Annotated in this window: 4 protein-coding genes and 1 pseudogene; 4 read left to right on the forward strand and 1 reads right to left on the reverse strand. The window is 69.9% G+C overall.

Annotated features, from left to right (window positions below; genetic code table 11):
- Positions 1 to 195 precede the first annotated feature (195 nt).
- Positions 196 to 1,785, forward strand: a complete 1,590-nt coding sequence (locus tag BST14_RS09610; protein ID WP_083064284.1) for an amidohydrolase — start codon at positions 196 to 198, stop codon at positions 1,783 to 1,785.
- A 313-nt stretch (positions 1,786 to 2,098) separates the two neighbouring features.
- Positions 2,099 to 4,688 (forward strand): annotated as a pseudogene (lnt, locus tag BST14_RS09615) (apolipoprotein N-acyltransferase).
- 21 nt (positions 4,689 to 4,709) lie between these two features.
- Here the strand turns inward: lnt and BST14_RS09625 are convergent.
- Entirely contained in the window at positions 4,710 to 5,045 is a 336-nt protein-coding gene (locus BST14_RS09625; protein ID WP_007770897.1) for an RNA polymerase-binding protein RbpA, read from the reverse strand.
- A gap of 178 nt (positions 5,046 to 5,223) precedes the next feature.
- Between BST14_RS09625 and BST14_RS30560 the strand changes: the two genes are divergently transcribed.
- Together BST14_RS30560 and BST14_RS09635 are read left to right on the forward strand one after the other, a co-directional pair.
- Entirely contained in the window at positions 5,224 to 5,586 is a 363-nt protein-coding gene (locus tag BST14_RS30560; protein ID WP_083064287.1) for a hypothetical protein, read from the forward strand.
- A 416-nt stretch (positions 5,587 to 6,002) separates the two neighbouring features.
- Complete coding sequence (locus BST14_RS09635) at positions 6,003 to 18,527, forward strand: type I polyketide synthase (protein ID WP_083064288.1); 12,525 nt, start codon at positions 6,003 to 6,005, stop codon at positions 18,525 to 18,527.
- Positions 18,528 to 18,532: the final 5 nt, after the last annotated feature.

Consider the following 18,532-nt stretch of genomic DNA (forward strand, 5'->3'; position numbering starts at 1 on the left):
AACCCGCCGACCGTTATTGCCGCCCGGACAGTTCAACGTAGCTTTGGTCTGTGACCGATGGTCCCACTCCTCCTCAGGCCGTTGCACGGCCTGCATCGTCGCGGGACGTGACCGATGGTCCCACTCCTCCTCAGGCCGTTGCACGGCCTGCATCGTCGCGGGACGTGACCGATCGTGACCGTTAGTTCCGCACCGGTGACCCTGCTGATCAATGGCCGGGTGCACAGCCCGGCCCAACCCGACGCGACCGCGATGGCCGTCCGCGACGGCGTGGTGGCATGGCTGGGCGGCGACGACGTCGGCCGTCGCATGTTCCCCGATGCTGTCGTCGACGACCTCGACGGCGGGTTCGTCACCCCGGGATTCGTCGACAGCCACATCCATCTCACCGCCACCGGGCTGACGCTGAGCGGGCTGGACCTGCGCGGCGCCGCCTCGCGCGCCCAGTGCCTGCAGATGGTCGCCGACTACGCCGCCGCCCATCCCCGCCAGCCGGTGTGGGGACATGGCTGGGACGAAACGTCGTGGCCGGAAAACCGCCCGCCCAGCACCGCCGACCTGGATGCCGTCGTCGCCGACCGGCCCGCGTACCTGGCCCGCGTGGACGTGCACTCCGCGCTCGCGTCGACGGGCCTGCGGCGGCTGGTCGCCGAACTTCCGGCGGCGACCGGTTACAGCGCCGAGGGACCGCTGGTCGGGGACGCACACCATCGGGTGCGCGCCGCGGCGCGGAACCTGTTGACGGCCGAACAGCTCGCCGAAGCCCGCGCCACGGCTCTGCGGGCGGCCGCGGCGGCCGGCATCGTCGCGGTGCACGAATGCGCCGGGCCCGACATCGGCGGGATCGACGAGTGGTTGCAGTTGCGCGCCCTCGATCAGGGTGTCGAGGTGGTCGGTTATTGGGGTGAGCCGGTCAGCAGCCCCGCCCAGGCACAAGAACTGATGGCGGCGACCGGCGCCCATGGGCTGGCCGGCGACCTGTTCGTCGACGGGGCGCTGGGGTCACGCACCGCCTGGCTGCACGAGCCGTACGCGGATGCGCCCGACCGCACCGGAACCTGCTACCTGGAACCCGAGGCCGTGCAGGCACACCTGCTGGCCTGCACGCGGGCCGAGGTAACCGCCGGATTCCATGTCATCGGAGACGCCGCGGTGGCCACCGTGGTGGATGCCCTCGAGCGCGTCGTCGCCGACCTCGGGCCCGTCGCCGTCGCGCGCTGCGGACACCGGCTTGAGCACGTCGAGATGGTCAGCGCCGATCAAGCTGGCAAGCTGGGCCGGTGGGGGATCATCGCCAGCGTGCAGCCCAACTTCGACGCGCTCTGGGGCGGCGCCGACGGCATGTACGCGCAGCGGCTCGGTGCCCGGCGAGGCAGTCGGCTCAATCCCTTTGCGCTGTTAGCATCCCAAGGCGTGCCCCTCGCGCTAGGTTCCGACGCCCCGGTCACGGGCTTCGACCCGTGGTTGAGCGTGCGGGCGGCGGTCAATCACCGCACCCCCGGCAGCGGGGTCTCGGCGCGGGCCGCGTTTGCTGCGGGCACCCGCGGGGGCTGGCGGGCGGCCGGTGTCCGCGACGGCAAGACGGGCACCCTGGTGCCCGGCGCGCCCGCCTCGTACGCCATCTGGGATGCCGGGGACCTCGAGGTGCACGCCCCGCAAGACACCGTCCAGCGTTGGTCGACCGACCCGCGTTCCCGGGTGCCCGCGTTGCCCCGATTGGGCCCGGACGACCCCCTCCCGCGGTGCCGGCGGACGGTGCATCGGGGCGCTGTCATCCATGATTAGGAACCGGCCGGGCGACGACGAGCCCGCCGACCGCGCCGGTGCGGCCGACGCGGTGGACGACGACCCGCCCCGGCGGCCTGACACCGACCCCATCAGCGACGAGGCCGAATCGGACCGCGAAGAGCAGCCCGCAGAAGTGCACCCCGAGCCAAACGCCTGCGACCGCGACGAAGGCTCCATGGAATCGGAAACGGGCGACGACCGCCGGCCCTCCGGGCCCACCCTGGCCGATGGGCTGGGGACGGCGGCGCGCGGTGCGCTGACCGGACTGGGGGCCGCGGTGATCGCGCGGCTGCCCGGTGCCCAGGCCGTCATGCTGCCCCGCCTGACCCGACTCAGTTGCGTCATCGTGGGCGGCCTCCTGCTCTGCGCCAGCTTTCCGTCGCTGAACTGGTGGTGGGGCGCCGTACTGGCCGCTGCGTTGCTGGCGTGGGTGCTGACGCACCCCGCGACCACACCGGCGGGCGGCCTGGGTTACGCGTTCCTATTCGGGCTGGCGTTCTACCTGCCGCTGCTGCCGTGGGTCGGGCTGCTGGTCGGCCCCATCCCATGGATCGCGCTCGCGACCGTCTCGGCGTTGTTTCCCGCCCTGTTCGGCCTGTGCGCCGTCATCGTGCGCCGGTTGCCCGGCTGGCCCATCTGGTTCGCGCTGATCTGGGCGGCTCAGGAGTGGCTCAAGTCGAGCGTCCCGTTCGGCGGCTTTCCCTGGGGCTCGGTGGCCTTCGGTCAGACGCACGGTCCGTTCCTGCCGCTGGTCCAGCTCGGCGGCGTGGCGCTGCTGTCCATGGCGATCATGATGATGGGCTTCAGCGCGACGGCCATCGCGCTCGAAATCGTGAAGTGGTGGCAGTCCGGTCACCCCGCCCCTCGCGCTGGGGGCGGCAGCGGCGCCGAAGATCCCGCGCAGCCCGCTGCCGCGCCGCCGGCGGTGGTGCTGCCCGGCGTCTGCATCTGCCTGGTGCTCTTCGCGTCGCTCATCGTCTGGCCGCAGGTGCGCCACGCCGGTACCGGGTCGGGTGGCGAGCCGCCGGTCACGGTCGCGGCCGTGCAGGGCAACGTGCCGCGGCTGGGCTTCGAGTTCAACGAACAGCGGCGGGCGGTGCTGGACAACCACGTCCTGGAGACTCTGCGGCTGGCCGATGACGTGCGCGCCGGGGCCGCTCCGCAACCGCAATTCGTGATCTGGCCGGAGGACTCGTCGGACATCGACCCGCTGGTCAACGGCGACGCCGCCCTGCAGATCTCCAAGGCTGCGGCGGCCATCGGCGCGCCGATCCTGATCGGCAGCGTGCTCGAGGTCCCGGGACGTTCACCGCAGGATTCGAACTACACCAACACGATGATCGTGTGGAATCCGGCCACCGGCCCGGCCGATCGCCATGACAAGGAAATCGTGCAGCCGTTCGGCGAGTATCTGCCGATGCCGTGGCTGTTCAAGCACCTGTCCGGCTACGCCGACCGCGCCGGAAGCTTCGTGCCCCGCCGGGGATCCGGTGTGGTGCACATCGCCGGGGTGCCCCTGGGCGTCGCCACCTGCTGGGAAGTGATCTTCGACCGGGTGCCGCGACACGCGGTGCTCGACGGTGCCCAACTGCTGGCCGTGCCGGCCAACAACGCCACCTTCAACAAGACGATGAGTGAGCAGCAGCTGGCGTTCGCCAAGGTCCGGGCCGTCGAACACGATAGATACGTGGTGGTCGCCGGCACCACCGGGATCAGCGCCGCGGTCGCCCCCGACGGCGGCGAACTGGCACGCACCGACTTCTTCCAGCCCGCGTATCTGGACATGCAGGTGCGCCTCAAGACCAGGCTGACGCCGGCGACCCGGTGGGGACCGCTGGTGCAATGGGCCATGGCCCTGGCGGCCGGAGCGGTCATCCTGGTCGGGATACGGCACAATGGATGGTTCCCGCGTTCGATACGTCTGCGGTCCACACGTCGATCGACAGGGTCCGGCGCCATCCCGGGCAAACCCCCGCCCGACCAGCACGACTCAGACACTGCGCCCGACTCCCGGGACCGCACGCCGGCAGACGACGGCGACTGATGACACTCCGTCCGACCAGGACGGCCGACTTCTTCGGATTCGGGCGACACAGAGGAGCTACATGACCACCGGCCAGCCGGCGCCCCAGGTTTCGGGCAACCGTCCCAGCCAGCGCGTCTTGGTGATCATCCCCACCTACAACGAGCTGGAGAACCTCCCGGTGATCCACCGGCGGCTCAAAGAGGCGTGCCCGCACGTGCACCTGCTCGTGGTGGACGACAGCAGCCCGGACGGCACCGGCCGGCTCGCCGAGGAGCTGGCGGCCGGCGACGCGGGCCGCACGCACGTCATGCACCGCACCGCCAAGGACGGCCTGGGCGCGGCGTACCTGGCGGGCTTCGCCTGGGGATTGAGCCGTGACTATTCGGTGCTGGTCGAGATGGACGCCGACGGCAGCCATGCGCCCGAACAGCTGCACCGCCTACTGGACGCCGTCGACGCCGGGGCCGATCTGGCCATCGGGTCGCGCTATGTGGACGGCGGGACGGTGCGCAACTGGCCGTGGCGGCGCTGGGCGTTGTCCTGGACGGCGAACACCTATGCCCGGCTGGCGCTCGGCATCGGCGTGCACGACATCACCGCCGGCTACCGCGCCTACCGCCGCGAAGTGCTCGAAGCGATCGACCTCGACGGCGTCGACTCCAAGGGCTACTGCTTCCAGATCGATCTGACCTGGCGCACCATTTGCAACGGCTTCACCATCGCCGAGGTCCCCATCACCTTCACCGAGCGCGAACTCGGCGTGTCCAAGATGAGTGGATCGAACATCCGCGAGGCCCTGGTCAAAGTCACCCGCTGGGGTATCGAGGGCCGACGGTCGGGCGCCCGGACGAGCAGGGCCGACAAACCCAGCTAGTCGCCCGGCTGAGTCGCCGGATCAGCCGCGACGGCGGGTCTTGATGATCTCGAGGCGCTCCTTGAGCAACTCTTCGAGTTCCTCGACCGAGCGGCGCTCCAGCAGCATGTCCCAGTGCGTCCGCGGCGGCTTCACCTTCTTCGGCTCGGGCAGGTCGCCCTCGATCAGGGTGCCTTCCAGGCCGTTGCGGCACAGCCAGGTGCCGGGGATTTCGGCGTCGTCGGCGAAGGGAACCTCGAACTCTTCGCCGTTCTCGGTGCGGTACTTAGCGAGCTGACGCGGGGCCAGGTCGTGGTTGCGGTCCGTCTCGTAGCTCACGGCCCCGAGGCGGCTGCCTCTCAGTACGCGATCAGCCATGGCTGCTACTCCTTCAGGTCTTCGCGGAGCTCCTCGGCTCCCTTACTGCAATCAGTGCACTCTTCATCTAGCAAACGCTGCGGCCATCTGCGCAGTTCCCCAGCCGAAGCCGGGCATACGCGACGCGACCTTCAATGATACCGGGGTCTCCGGGAAAACCCGACTAAAGTCGGCAGGCGTGAGCCGCCGTACCCGCCGCCCGCAACCTTGTCGCTGGTGCGGTCGAGACGTCACCGACGTGGGAATGGGCCGTCGACGCCAATACTGCCGGCAGTCGTGCCGGCAGCGGGCGTACGAGCAACGGGCCTTGCTGAACCGGAACGGCACTGAGTTCTCGTCGGCGTTGGCTCCTGACGCGGTGGTGCTGTCGGCCGACGAAGCGGCCGACCTGTCCGATCGCGTCTACCAGGTGCGCTGCGCGGCCGAGGACGTCGCAACGGCCGTCGACGAAGGCGCCGGCGCCACCGAGCTGCGCCAGTTATGCGACACGCTGATCCAGGCCGTCAGGGTCGCCGACGGCTGGCGCCGAGCGGGTGTGTGACCGCGTCGTCCGCACCGGACCGGCCGTGTTCGACGCTGCACCGGACGTTTCCGACATGGGCCTGACCACCGGCTATGGCGGGCCGGGTACAGTCACGCCATGGACCTCGGGCCGCGTCTTCAGCGCACCGAAGTCCGGCGTGCACACCGGGCAGCTCGTGTCACATGTTTTCTGCGCGGCGCGGCGCCACTGTCCAGGCCGGTCCTGGCGTAGCGGCCGGGAGCAGCGGACGTTTTGAAATCCTGTCGGAGTTGGCCATACTCACCAGCAACATTCTTGGGTCGGAGAGCGGCACGACGCTGGTCGGACGGGAAACGGCGTCGCCTCGTGCAGCAAATTCCATGACTCGGCGAGAACCGCATCCGGCGGTGGAAGACGGCCGCACGTCGTCAGGTGAAGGTTAGGCGAGGTTTGTGATGGTTGATCAACTCCAGCATGCGACCGAAGCGCTGCGTAAAGCGCTGGTCCAGGTTGAGCGCCTGAAGCGCACCAACCGCGCTCTGCTGGAGCGGTCCAACGAGCCGATCGCGATCGTCGGTATGTCCTGCCGCTTCCCGGGCGGCGTGGACAGCCCGGAGGCGCTGTGGCAAATGGTCGCCGAGGGCCGCGACGTCATCTCGGAGTTTCCCACCGACCGCGGCTGGGACGTGGCGGCCCTGTACGACCCGGACCCCGACGCCCGGCACAAGTGCTATGTGAACACCGGCGGCTTCGTCGACGGTGTCGCTGACTTCGATCCGGGATTCTTCGGCATCACGCCGAGCGAGGCGCTGGCGATGGATCCCCAGCATCGGATGCTGCTCGAACTGTCGTGGGAGGCGTTGGAGCGAGCCGGGATCGACCCCAGCGGACTACGTGGCAGCGCCACCGGGGTGTTCGCCGGGCTCATCGTTCAGGGCTACGGCATGCTCGCCGAGGAGATCGAGGGTTACCGGTTGACCGGCATGACCTCCAGCGTGGCGTCGGGACGGGTGTCGTATGTGTTGGGGCTGGAGGGCCCGGCGGTGTCGGTGGACACGGCGTGTTCGTCGTCGTTGGTGGCGTTGCACATGGCCGTGCAGTCGCTGCGCTCGGGGGAGTGCGACCTGGCGCTCGCCGGCGGCGCGACCGTCAACGCCACCCCGACCGTCTTCGTGGAGTTCAGCCGGCACCGCGGATTGGCGCCGGACGGGCGGTGCAAGGCCTACGCGGGCGCGGCCGACGGCCTCGGCTGGTCCGAGGGCGGGGGCATGCTGGTGGTGGAGCGGTTGTCGGATGCGCGGCGGTTGGGGCATCCGGTGTTGGCGGTGGTGCGGGGGTCGGCGGTCAATCAGGACGGTGCCTCGAATGGGTTGACCGCGCCCAATGGTCCCTCGCAGCAGCGGGTGGTGCGGGCGGCGTTGGCCAATGCCGGGTTGGGCGCGGCCGACGTGGACGTGGTTGAGGGGCATGGCACGGGAACCACGTTGGGTGATCCGATCGAGGCGCAGGCGTTGTTGGCGACCTATGGGCAGGATCGTGGTGAGCCGTTGTGGTTGGGGTCGATCAAGTCGAACATGGGTCACACGCAGGCGGCCGCGGGGGTGGCCGGCGTGATCAAGATGGTGCTGGCGATGCGCCACGGATTGTTGCCGGCGACGTTGCATGTTGATGAGCCGAGTCCGCATGTTGACTGGTCGGCGGGTGCGGTGTCGTTGTTGACCGAGGCGCGGCCCTGGCGGGCCGAGCGGCCGCGGCGGGCGGGGGTGTCGTCGTTTGGCATCAGCGGCACCAACGCGCACGTCATCGTCGAGGCCGCCCCGGCCGAACCGCCGCGCGAGGCTGGACCCAAGGCGCCGGTGGTGCCGTGGCCGGTGTCGGCGAAGTCCCCCTCGGCGTTGGCGGCGCAGGCGGCCCGGTTGGCCGAATACGTGCGCGCGCACGACCACCTGGACGTCGCCGACATCGGGTGGTCATTGGCGGGCCGCGCGAACTTTGAGCACCGGGCCGTCGTGGTGGGCGAAGATCGCGACCGGTTGCTGGCCGGGCTGGACGAGCTGGCCGACGACGACCCGACCGGATCGGTCATCCGGGGCACCGCGACACCGGCGGGCAAGACCGTGTTCGTCTTCCCCGGCCAGGGCTCCCAATGGCTGGGCATGGCGATCGAAATGCTGGACACCGCACCGGTATTCGCACGACAGATCCAGGAATGCGAAGAGGCGTTCGGCGAATTCGTCGACTGGTCGCTGACCGACGTGCTGCGCGGCGCGCCCGGCGCTCCGGGACTCGACCGCGTCGACGTCGTGCAGCCGGTGCTCTTCGCGGTGATGGTGTCGCTTGCCGAGCTGTGGAAGTCGGTCGGGGTGAACCCCGACGCGGTGATCGGCCATTCGCAAGGGGAAATCGCTGCCGCCTACGTCGCCGGCGCGCTGTCGCTGCACGACGCCGCCCGGGTGGTAACGCTGCGCAGCAAGCTGCTGACGTCACTGGCCGGCCCAGGCGGGATGCTGTCTATCGCCTGCAGCACCGAACGGGCGCGCGAGTTGTTGGCGCCGTACGGGAATCGAGTCAGCATCGCCGCCGTCAACGGTCGCTCGGCCGTCGTGGTGTCGGGTGAGAGGGCCGCGCTCGACGAGCTCGTCGGCTTCTGCGCCGACCTCGAGCTGCGGACCCGGCGCATCGACGTGGACTATGCCTCGCACTCGGTCGAGGTCGAGGCGATCCGCACCGATCTCGCGCAGGTGCTGTCCGGCATCGAACCGCGTTCCAGCCGCATCGCGTTCTTTTCCACGGTGACCGGAAACCGTTTGGATACGGCCGGATTGGACGCCGAATACTGGTACCGCAACATCCGGCAGACCGTGCAGTTCGACCAGGCGGTCCGCAGCGCCTGCGAGCACGGATACCGGACGTTCATCGAATCCAGTCCCCATCCGGCCCTGGTCGCCGGCATCGAGGACACCGCCAACGACAGCCTGCCGGGTGACACCGAGGCCATCGTCATCCCCACCCTGGGCCGCGAGGACGGGGGACTGATGCGATTCCTGACTTCGGCCGCCACCGCGTTCGCCGCGGGGGTCAGCGTGCAATGGCGCGGCGCGCTGGACGGCGCGGGCTTCGTCGAGCTGCCGACGTATGCCTTCGATCGGCGGCGGTTTTGGCTCTCCGGCGAGGGCATCTCGGCGGACGCGTCGGGCCTGGGGCTCGACACCAGCGAGCATCCCCTGTTGAGCGCGGTCGTCGAGCTGCCGGCCTCGGGCGGGGTGGTCCTGACGGGCCGCTTGTCGCCCAGCCTGCAGGGCTGGCTGACCGATCACGCCGTGTCCGGGACGGTCGTGTTCCCCGGATCCGGCTTCGTGGAGCTGGCGATTCGCGCCGGCGACGAAGTCGGCTGTTCGACGGTCGACGAACTCACGCTGCAGGCGCCGTTGATGTTGCCGGCCAAGGATTCCGGCTCGGGATCGGTTGCCGTGCAAGTGGTGGTGGGTCCCTCCGAAGAATCCGGCCACCGTGCGGTGTCGATCTTCTCGCGGCACAACACCGGCTCAGGCTGGATGTGCCATGCCGAAGGAACGCTGAGCACCGGCTCGGTCGAGCCGGGCGCGGACCTGTCGGCATGGCCGCCGGCGGGAGCCGTCAAGGTCGACGCGGCCGACGCTTACGAGCAGTTGGCGGCGCGCGGCTATGGCTACGGCCCGGCCTTTCAGGGCCTGACCGCGACGTGGGTCCGTGACGACGAGGTGTTCGCCGAGGTGCGTCTGCCCGATGCCGCCGGCGGCGTCAACGGGTTCGGCGTCCACCCGGCGTTGCTGGACGCGGCCATGCACGCGCTGGTGGTCAGCCACCAGATAGCCGGCCAGTCCGATGAAGTGGTGCTGCCGTTCTCCTGGCAGGGCGTCTCGCTACATGCCGCGGGCGCGTCCGCGGTGCGCGCGCGCATCGCCCCGGCATCGGCACCGCAGGCGGCAGGGGCACTCTCCAGGGCGGTCTCGATCGAGCTGGCCGACGGATTGGGCTTGCCGGTGCTGTCGGTGCGCGCGATGGTCGCGCGGCCGGTGAGCGAGCGGCAGCTCCGCGCGGCCGTGTCGGCGACGGGCCCGGACCGGCTGTTCGAGGCCGTGTGGTCACCGGCCGCGGTCACGGCCGGTGATGCCGAGCCGCCGGTCCACGAGGTTTTCGAATCCGTTGCGGCCGACGACGATCCGGTCTCCGGAACGTATGAACGCACGCATCGGGCCCTGGCGGCCGTGCAGTCGTGGCTGACCGAGCATGACTCCGGGGTGCTGATCGTCGCGACCCGTGGTGCGATGGGATTGGCGGGGGAGGATGTCCCCGATCTGGCCGGCGCGGCCGTGTGGGGGCTGGTGCGCTCGGCGCAGACAGAGCATCCCGGCCGCATCGTGCTGGTGGATTCGGATGCGGCGCTTGACGATAGCGCGATAACGACCGTTCTCGCCGTCGGCGAGCCCGCGGTGTTGCTGCGCGACGGCAAGGCGTACACCGCGCGGGTGCGCGGCAGCCGCGCGGTCGACGCCATCATGACGCCCCCGGCAGACGGGCCCTGGCGGCTCGGCATCAGCAGCGCGGGCACCTTTGAAAACCTGCAACTGGAGCCCGTTCCCAACGCCGGTGCCGCGCTGGAACCGGGGCAGGTTCGGGTGGCACTGCGTGCCATCGCCACCAACTTCCGCGACGTCATGATCACCCTGGGCATGTTCACCCACGACGCCCTACTCGGCGGCGAAGGCGCCGGCGTGGTGGTCGAAGTCGGGCCGGGGGTCACCGAATTCGCGGTCGGTGATTCGGTGTACGGCTTCTTCCCCGACGGCAGCGGCACGTTGGTGCCTGGCGACGTCCGCCTGTTGCAGCGCAAGCCCGCCGACTGGTCTTATGCCCAAGCGGCCGGCATCTCAGCGGTTTTCACCACCGCCTACATGGCCTTCATCCACCTGGCCGCCGTCAGGCCCGGGCAGCGGGTGCTGGTGCACGCCGCCGCCGGTGGTGTGGGCATGGCCGCGGTTCAGCTGGGCCGGCACCTGGGCCTGGAGGTGTTCGCGACCGCGAGCCGCGGCAAGTGGGACACGTTGCGGGCCATGGGTTTCGACGACGATCACATCTCGGATTCGCGTAGTTGCGAGTTCGAGGAGAAGTTCCGGGCGGTCACCGGTGGGCGGGGCATGGACGTGGTGCTGGACTCGCTGGCGGGCGAATTCGTCGATGCCTCACTGCGCCTCGTCGCTCCCGGCGGCGTGTTCCTGGAGATGGGCAAGACCGACATCCGCGACCCGGGCGTGGTGGCCCACGATTACCCGGGTGTCCGCTACCGCGCCTTCGACCTGTTCGAGCCCGGCCGTCCGCGGATGCATCAGTGGATGCGGGAGCTCGCCGGGCTGTTCGATGCCGGGGTGCTGGAACCGTTGCCCGTCACGACCTTTGACGTGCGACGCGCCCGCACCGCGTTGCGCTACCTGAGCCAGGCCCGCCACGTCGGCAAGGTCGTGTTGACCCTGCCTTGCGGACTCGCGTCCGGCACCGTGCTCATCACCGGCGGCACCGGCATGGCGGGTTCGACGCTGGCGCGCCACCTGGTGGCCGGCCACGGCGTGGAAGACCTGGTGCTCCTGAGCCGGCGCGGTCCGGACGCTCCCGGGTCCGCCGAGTTGATCGCCGAGCTGCAAGCCGCCGGAGCCCGCGCGCGCGTGGTCGCGTGCGACGCAGCCGATCGGGCGGCACTGGCGCAGGTGATTGCCGACGTTTCGGCGCAGCGGCCGCTGTCGGGCGTGATTCACGCGACCGGCGTGCTGGACGACGCGACGATAACGTCGCTGACACCGGAGCGCATCGACGCGGTTTTGCGCGCCAAGGTCGACGCGGCGTGGAATTTGCACCAGTTGACCCGCGACCTGAATCTGTCGGCGTTCGTGATGTTTTCGTCGCTCGCCGGGCTGGTGGGTTCGTCGGGCCAGGGCAACTACGGGGCGGCGAACGCGTTCCTGGACGGGTTGGCCGCACACCGGCGGGCGCACGGGCTGCCGGCGGTCTCCCTGGCGTGGGGTCTCTGGGATCAGGCCAGCGCCATGACCGGCGGGCTGGACGCCGCCGACCTCGCCCGGCTGGGTCGCGACGGGGTCTTGGCGCTGTCTTCTGACGAGGCGATGGAGCTCTTCGACACCGCATTGATCGTCGACGAGCCGTTCTTGGCACCGGCCCGCATTGACCTCGGTGCGCTGCGGGCCCATGCGGTCGCGGTGCCGCCGATGTTCACCGATCTGGTCAATGCCACGACGCGCCGCCGGGTCGACGACTCGCTGGCCGCCGCGAAATCGAAATCGGCTCTGGCGCATCGCCTGGACGGGCTGTCCGCGGCCGAGCAGCACGCCGTGCTGCTGGACCTGGTGCGATCGCACATCGCCACCGTGCTGGGCAAGACCACCGCCGAGGCGATCGATCCGGACAAGGCGTTCCAAGAGTTAGGGTTCGACTCGCTGACCGCGGTCGAGATGCGCAACCGGCTCAAAACCGCTACCGGCCTTGCGCTTTCACCGACCCTGATCTTCGACTACCCGACGCCCAACGGACTGGCCGGCTACATCCGCACCCAGCTCGCCGGGGTTCCGGAAGAGGTCAGGCAGGCGCCGGTGGCGCGTGCCACCGGCGACGACCCGATCGTGATCGTCGGCATGGCATGCCGCTATCCGGGTGGGGTGAATTCGCCGGACGACCTGTGGGACATGTTGGCCGAGGGCCGCGACGTGCTCTCGGATTTCCCGACCGATCGCGGCTGGGACCTGGCCGGCGTGTACAACCCGGATCCCGACGTGCCGGGCACCTGCTACACCCGCACCGGCGGCTTCGTTGACGGTGTCGCCGACTTCGATCCCGCCTTCTTCGGGATCACGCCGAGCGAGGCGCTGTCGATGGATCCGCAGCAGCGCATGTTCCTGGAGTTGTCCTGGGAAGCGTTGGAGCGGGCAGGAATTGAACCCGGCAAGCTCCGCGGCAGCGCCACCGGAATGTTCGCCGGCATATACACGCAGGGCTACGGCATGGGCGCCGCGCCGGCCGCCGAGGGCTTCCGGTTGACCGGGCAGTCGTCGAGCGTGGCGTCGGGACGGGTGTCGTATGTGTTGGGGCTGGAGGGCCCGGCGGTGTCGGTGGACACGGCGTGTTCGTCGTCGTTGGTGGCGTTGCACATGGCCGTGCAGTCGCTGCGCTCGGGGGAGTGCGACCTGGCGCTGGCCGGCGGCGTCACCGTCAACGCCACCCCCGATATCTTCGTGGAGTTCAGCCGCATGCGCGGGCTGTCCGCCGACGGGCGGTGCAAGGCCTACGCGGGCGCGGCCGACGGCACCGGGTTCTCGGAGGGCGGCGGCATGCTGGTGGTGGAGCGGTTGTCGGATGCGCGGCGGTTGGGGCATCCGGTGTTGGCGGTGGTGCGGGGGTCGGCGGTCAATCAGGACGGTGCCTCGAATGGGTTGACCGCGCCCAATGGTCCCTCGCAGCAGCGGGTGGTGCGGGCGGCGTTGGCCAATGCCGGGTTGGGCGCGGCCGACGTGGACGTGGTTGAGGGGCATGGCACGGGAACCACGTTGGGTGATCCGATCGAGGCGCAGGCGTTGTTGGCGACCTATGGGCAGGATCGTGGTGAGCCGTTGTGGTTGGGGTCGATCAAGTCGAACATGGGTCACACGCAGGCGGCCGCGGGGGTGGCCGGCGTGATCAAGATGGTGCTGGCGATGCGCCACGGATTGTTGCCGGCGACGTTGCATGTTGATGAGCCGAGTCCGCATGTTGACTGGTCGGCGGGTGCGGTGTCGTTGTTGACCGAGGCGCGGCCCTGGCGGGCCGAGCGGCCGCGGCGGGCGGGGGTGTCGTCGTTTGGCATCAGCGGCACCAACGCGCACGTCATCGTCGAGGCCGCCCCGGCCGAACCGCCGTGCGAGGCTGGACCCAAGGCGCCGGTGGTGCCGTGGCCGGTGTCGGCGAAATCGTTGTCGGCGTTGAACTCTCAAGCCATCCGGTTGGCGGCCCACCTGCGCGCCCGACCGGAGTCGGACATCGCCGATGTGGGGTGGACGCTGGCGGGCCGGTCGGCCTTCGAGCACCGGGCCGTCGTGGTGGGCGAAGATCGCGACCGGTTGCTGGCCGGGCTGGACGAGCTGGCGAACGACGACCCGACCGGATCGGTCATCCGGGGCACCGCGACCCCAGGCAAGACCGTCTTCGTGTTCCCGGGCCAGGGGTCCCAAATCCTGGGTATGGGGATGGGATTGCACGCCGGCTATCCGGTCTTCGCCGAGGCGTTCAACACCGTAGTCGCCGAACTGGACCGGCACCTGCTTCGCCCGCTGCGCGAGGTGATGTGGGGGCACGACGAAAACCTGCTCAACAGCACCGAATTCGCGCAACCCGCGCTGTTCGCGGTGGAAGTCGCCCTGTTTCGGCTGCTGGAATCTTGGGGCGTGCGCCCCGACTTCGTGATGGGCCACTCGATTGGGGAGCTGTCGGCCGCCCATGTCGCCGGCGTGCTGTCGTTGGAGAACGCCGCGGTGCTGGTGGCGGCCCGCGGTCGATTCATGCAGGCGCTGCCCGAAGGCGGCGCGATGGTCGCGGTGCAGGCCACCGAAGACGCAGTGCGGCCGCTGCTGACGTCCTCCGAACAAGCCGGCGTCGGCATCGCCGCGGTCAACGGGCCTACCTCGGTGGTCATTTCGGGCGCCCAAGACGCGGTGATCGCGATCGCGGACCGGCTCCGCGCCGACGGCCACCGCGTGCATCGGCTCTCGGTTTCGCACGCCTTCCACTCCCCGTTGATGGATCCGATGATCGACGAATTCGGCACCGTCGCGGCCGGGTTGGCTGTCGGCAAGCCGACCATCCCGATCGTGTCCAACGTGACCGGTCAGCTGGCCGGTGAAGACTTCGCTTCGGCGGCGTACTGGAAGCGACACGTGCGTGAGGCGGTGCGGTTCGCCGACAGCGTCCAGTTCGTGCACTCGGCCGGCGCAAACCGTTTTCTCGAGGTCGGACCGAGCAGCGGCCTGACGGCATCGATCGAAGAATCGCTGGCCTTCGACCCGTCGGCAGGCCAGGTGACCACGATGTCGGCGCTGCGCAAGGATCGACCGGAGCCGGTCGCCCTGCTCAACGCCGTCGCGCAGGGATTCGTCGCCGGGATGGACGTGGATTGGCGCGGCGCACTCGGAAGTCCTAGTTTCAATGCCGCTCTGGTCGAGCTGCCTACGTATGCCTTTGACCGGCGCCGCTTTTGGCTTGCCGGCGACGGCGCCCCGGCCGACGCGGCGGGCCTGGGCCTGGCCGCGAGTGAACACGCGCTGCTGGGCGCGGTCGTGGAACTGCCGGCGACCGGCGGAGTGGTGTTGACCGGCCGGCTGTCGCCGGGCAGGCAGGGCTGGTTGAGCGATCACGCCATCGGCGGTGTCGTGCTGTTCCCGGGCGCAGGATTCGTCGAGTTGGCGATCCGCGCTGGCGACGAGGTGGGTTGCGGAGTGGTCGACGAGCTGAATCTGGCCGCGCCGTTGGTGTTGCCGGCCGACGGATCGGTCGCGGTTCAGGTCGTCGTGGGTGGCCCGGACGACTCGGGTGCCCGTGCGGTGTCGGTGTTTTCGCGCGCCGAAGCGGGCTCGGGCTGGGCCTTGCACGCCGAGGGCGTGCTGCGGGCCGGCTCGGTGCAGCCCGGCGCGGACCTGTCGGCGTGGCCGCCGGTGGGTGCGGTCCCGGTGGATGTCGGCGACGGATACGAGCAACTGGCCGAGCGGGGCTACGGCTACGGGCCCGCGTTCCGGGGCCTGACGTCGATGTGGCGCCGCGGCGACGAGGTCTTCGCCGAGGTGTCGCTGCCCGCCGACGCCGGGGTATCGCCGACCGGGTTCGGCGTCCATCCGGCGATGCTCGACGCCGCGCTGCACGCGGTCATGTTGGCGTCCGACGGCGACGAACTGCCCGAGGGCTCGATGTTGGTCCCGTTCTCCTGGCAGCGGGTGTCGTTGCACGCCGCGGGGGCGGGGGCGGTGCGCGCGCGGATCGTGCGGGTGAGCCCGTCGGCGGTGTCGATCGAATTGGCCGACGGGCTGGGGCTTCCGGTGCTGTCGGTGGAGTCGATGGTGGCCCGCCCGGTCACCGACAAGCAGCTCCTGGCCGCCGTGTCGAATTCCGGGCCGGACCGGCTGTTCGAGGTCATCTGGTCCGCTCAGCTGCCGCAGGCGGCACAGCCGGTGTCGGTGTCGGCCTGGGGTGCAACGGAATTGGATGATCCCGCGGCCGAGCGATCAGCGGTGCTGTTCGAATCGGCGCCGGTGTCCGGCGACGTGATCACCGACGTGTACGCGGCGACCCGCGCGGTGCTGCCCGTGCTGCAGTCGTGGTTGTCCCGCGACGGCGCCGGCACCCTGGTGGTGGCGACCCGGGGCGCGATGACCCTACCGGGCGAGGACGTCGCCGATTTGGCCGGCGCGGCGGTCTGGGGGCTGGTGCGGTCGGCGCAGACCGAGCACCCCGGGCGAATCGTGCTCGTCGACACGGACGCCCCGCCGGACTCCGACGCGATAGCGGCGGTGCTGGCGCTCGGCGAACCCCAGGCGATACTGCGCAACGGCACGGTCCACACCGCCCGAGTGCTCGGCAGCCGCGCCGTCGGCGGCCTGCTGCTGCCCCCGGACGAGGGACCGTGGCGCCTCGACATGAGCAGCTACGGCACGATCGAAAATCTGCGGATAGAGCCCATTTCCGACGCCGATGCGCCGCTGGGCCCCGGTCAGGTGCGCGTCGCGCTGTCGGCCATCGCGGCCAACTTCCGCGACGTCATGATCGCGCTGGGCCTCTATCCCGACCCCGAGGCGATCATGGGCATCGAGGCGTCCGGTGTGGTAATCGAAACCGCTGCGCCAGACGGGCGTTTCACCGTCGGAGACCGCGTCATGGGACTGTTCCCGGACGGAACCGGGACCATCGCCAAGACCGACCAGCGCCTGCTCGTCAAGGTGCCACCCGGCTGGTCACAAACCGGCGCCGCGACGGCGTCGGTGGTGTTCGCCACGGCGTCTTACGCGCTGGTGGACCTGGCCGGCGCCAGGCCGGGCCAGCGGGTGCTGGTGCACGCCGCCACCGGTGGAGTGGGCATGGCCGCGGTCCAGCTGGCCCGCCACATCGGCCTGGAAGTGTTCGCGACCGCCAGCCGCGGCAAGTGGGATACGTTGCGCGACATGGGCTTTGATGACAACCACATCGGCGACTCGCGCAGCCTCGAGTTCGAGGAAAAATTCCGGGCGGTCACCGGTGGGCGGGGCATGGACGTGGTGCTCGACTCGCTGTCCGGTGATTTCGTCGACGCGTCGCTGCGCTTGACGGCGCCCGGTGGCGTGTTCTTGGAGATGGGCAAAACCGACATCCGTGACCCCGAGGTCGTCGCCCGGGACCACCCGGGCGTGCGTTACCGCGCCTTCGACCTGTTTGAGGCGGGACCGGATCGCATCGCCCAGATGCTTGACGAATTAGCCGCCATGTTCGGCGAGGATGTGCTACAGCCATTGCCGGTCACCAGGTTCGACGTGCGACGCGCGCCCGCGGCGCTGCGCTACGTGAGCCAGGCCCGTCACGTCGGCAAGGTCGTGATGACCATGCCCGACGCGTGGACGGCCGGCACCGTGTTGATCACCGGAGCCACCGGCATGGCCGGTTCAGCGGTCGCGCGACACGTGGTGACCCGCCACGGTGCACGGAATCTGGTGCTGCTCAGTCGCCGTGGCCTGGATGCACCGGGTGCCGCGGAGTTGGTCGCCGAGCTGAGCGCGGCTGGTGCGCGAGTGGAGGCGGTGGCCTGTGATGCCGCTGATCGCGAGGCCCTGGCCAAGGTGATCGCCGAAATCCCGATGCAGCGTCCGCTGACCGGGGTGATCCACGCCGCCGGCGTCCTGCACGACGCGGTCGTGACGTCGCTTACCCCCGACCGGATCGAATCGGTGTTGCGGTCCAAGGTCGACGCGGCATGGAACCTGCATGAGTTGACCCGTGAGCTGGACGTGTCTGCCTTCGTGATGTTTTCGTCGATCGCGGGGCTCGCGGGCGCGTCGGGTCAGGCAAACTACGCGGCCGGCAACTCGTTCCTGGACGGGTTGGCCGCCCATCGACGGGCACACGGGCTGCCGGCGATCTCGCTGGGTTGGGGTCTGTGGGATCAGGCCAGCGCCATGACCGGTGGGTTGGGCGCCGCCGACCGCGCGCGGTTCGGGCGTGACGGAATCGTCGCCATGTCCTCGGACCAGGCGCTGGAGCTGATGGACACCGCGCTCATCGTCGATGAGCCGTTCATGCTGCCCGCCCACATCGACCTCGCGGCGTTGCGGGTCAAGTTCGATGCAGGCACGTTGCCACCGATGTTCGTCGATCTGATCAACGCCCCGACGCGGCGCCAGGTCGATGACTCGTTGGCCGCCGCCAAGTCGAAATCCGCTTTGCTGCAACGCCTCGAAGGTCTCCCCGAGGACGAGCAGCAGGCGGTCCTGCTGGACCTGGTGCGGGCCAACATCGCCACCGTGCTGGGCAGCTCCAGCCCGGAGGCGATCCCCCCGGACCGGGCGTTCCAGGAACTCGGTTTCGACTCGCTGACGGCCGTCGAGATGCGCAACCGACTCAAAGCCGCTACGGGACTGGCGCTTTCGCCGACGCTGATCTTCGACTACCCGAACTCCGCCGCGCTGGCCGGCTATATGTACCGCGAATTGGTCGGATCGTCGGACCAACCCGCGGCGGCGGCCGCGCCGGGCGAAGCCGAGATCCAGCGCGTCGTCGGGTCCATTCCCGTCAAGCGCCTTCGGCAGGCCGGTGTGCTGGAGTTGTTGCTGGCGTTGGCGAGCGAGTCTGACGGCGCAGCGCGGGCCGCCACGGTGACCACCGAAAAGGACATCGCGGACATGGATCTCGACGCTCTGGTCAACGCGGCATTACGCGACGACGACGAGTAGGCGTG

This window comes from Mycobacterium arosiense ATCC BAA-1401 = DSM 45069, assembly GCF_002086125.1.
Lineage (GTDB): Bacteria > Actinomycetota > Actinomycetes > Mycobacteriales > Mycobacteriaceae > Mycobacterium > Mycobacterium arosiense.

Excerpts from the sequence above, each read along its gene's own strand:
- BST14_RS09635 (WP_083064288.1), top strand. The coding sequence starts at position 6,003 with ATGGTTGATCAACTCCAGCATGCGACCGAAGCGCTGCGTAAAGCGCTG.
- BST14_RS09625 (WP_007770897.1), bottom strand. The coding sequence starts at position 5,045 with ATGGCTGATCGCGTACTGAGAGGCAGCCGCCTCGGGGCCGTGAGCTAC.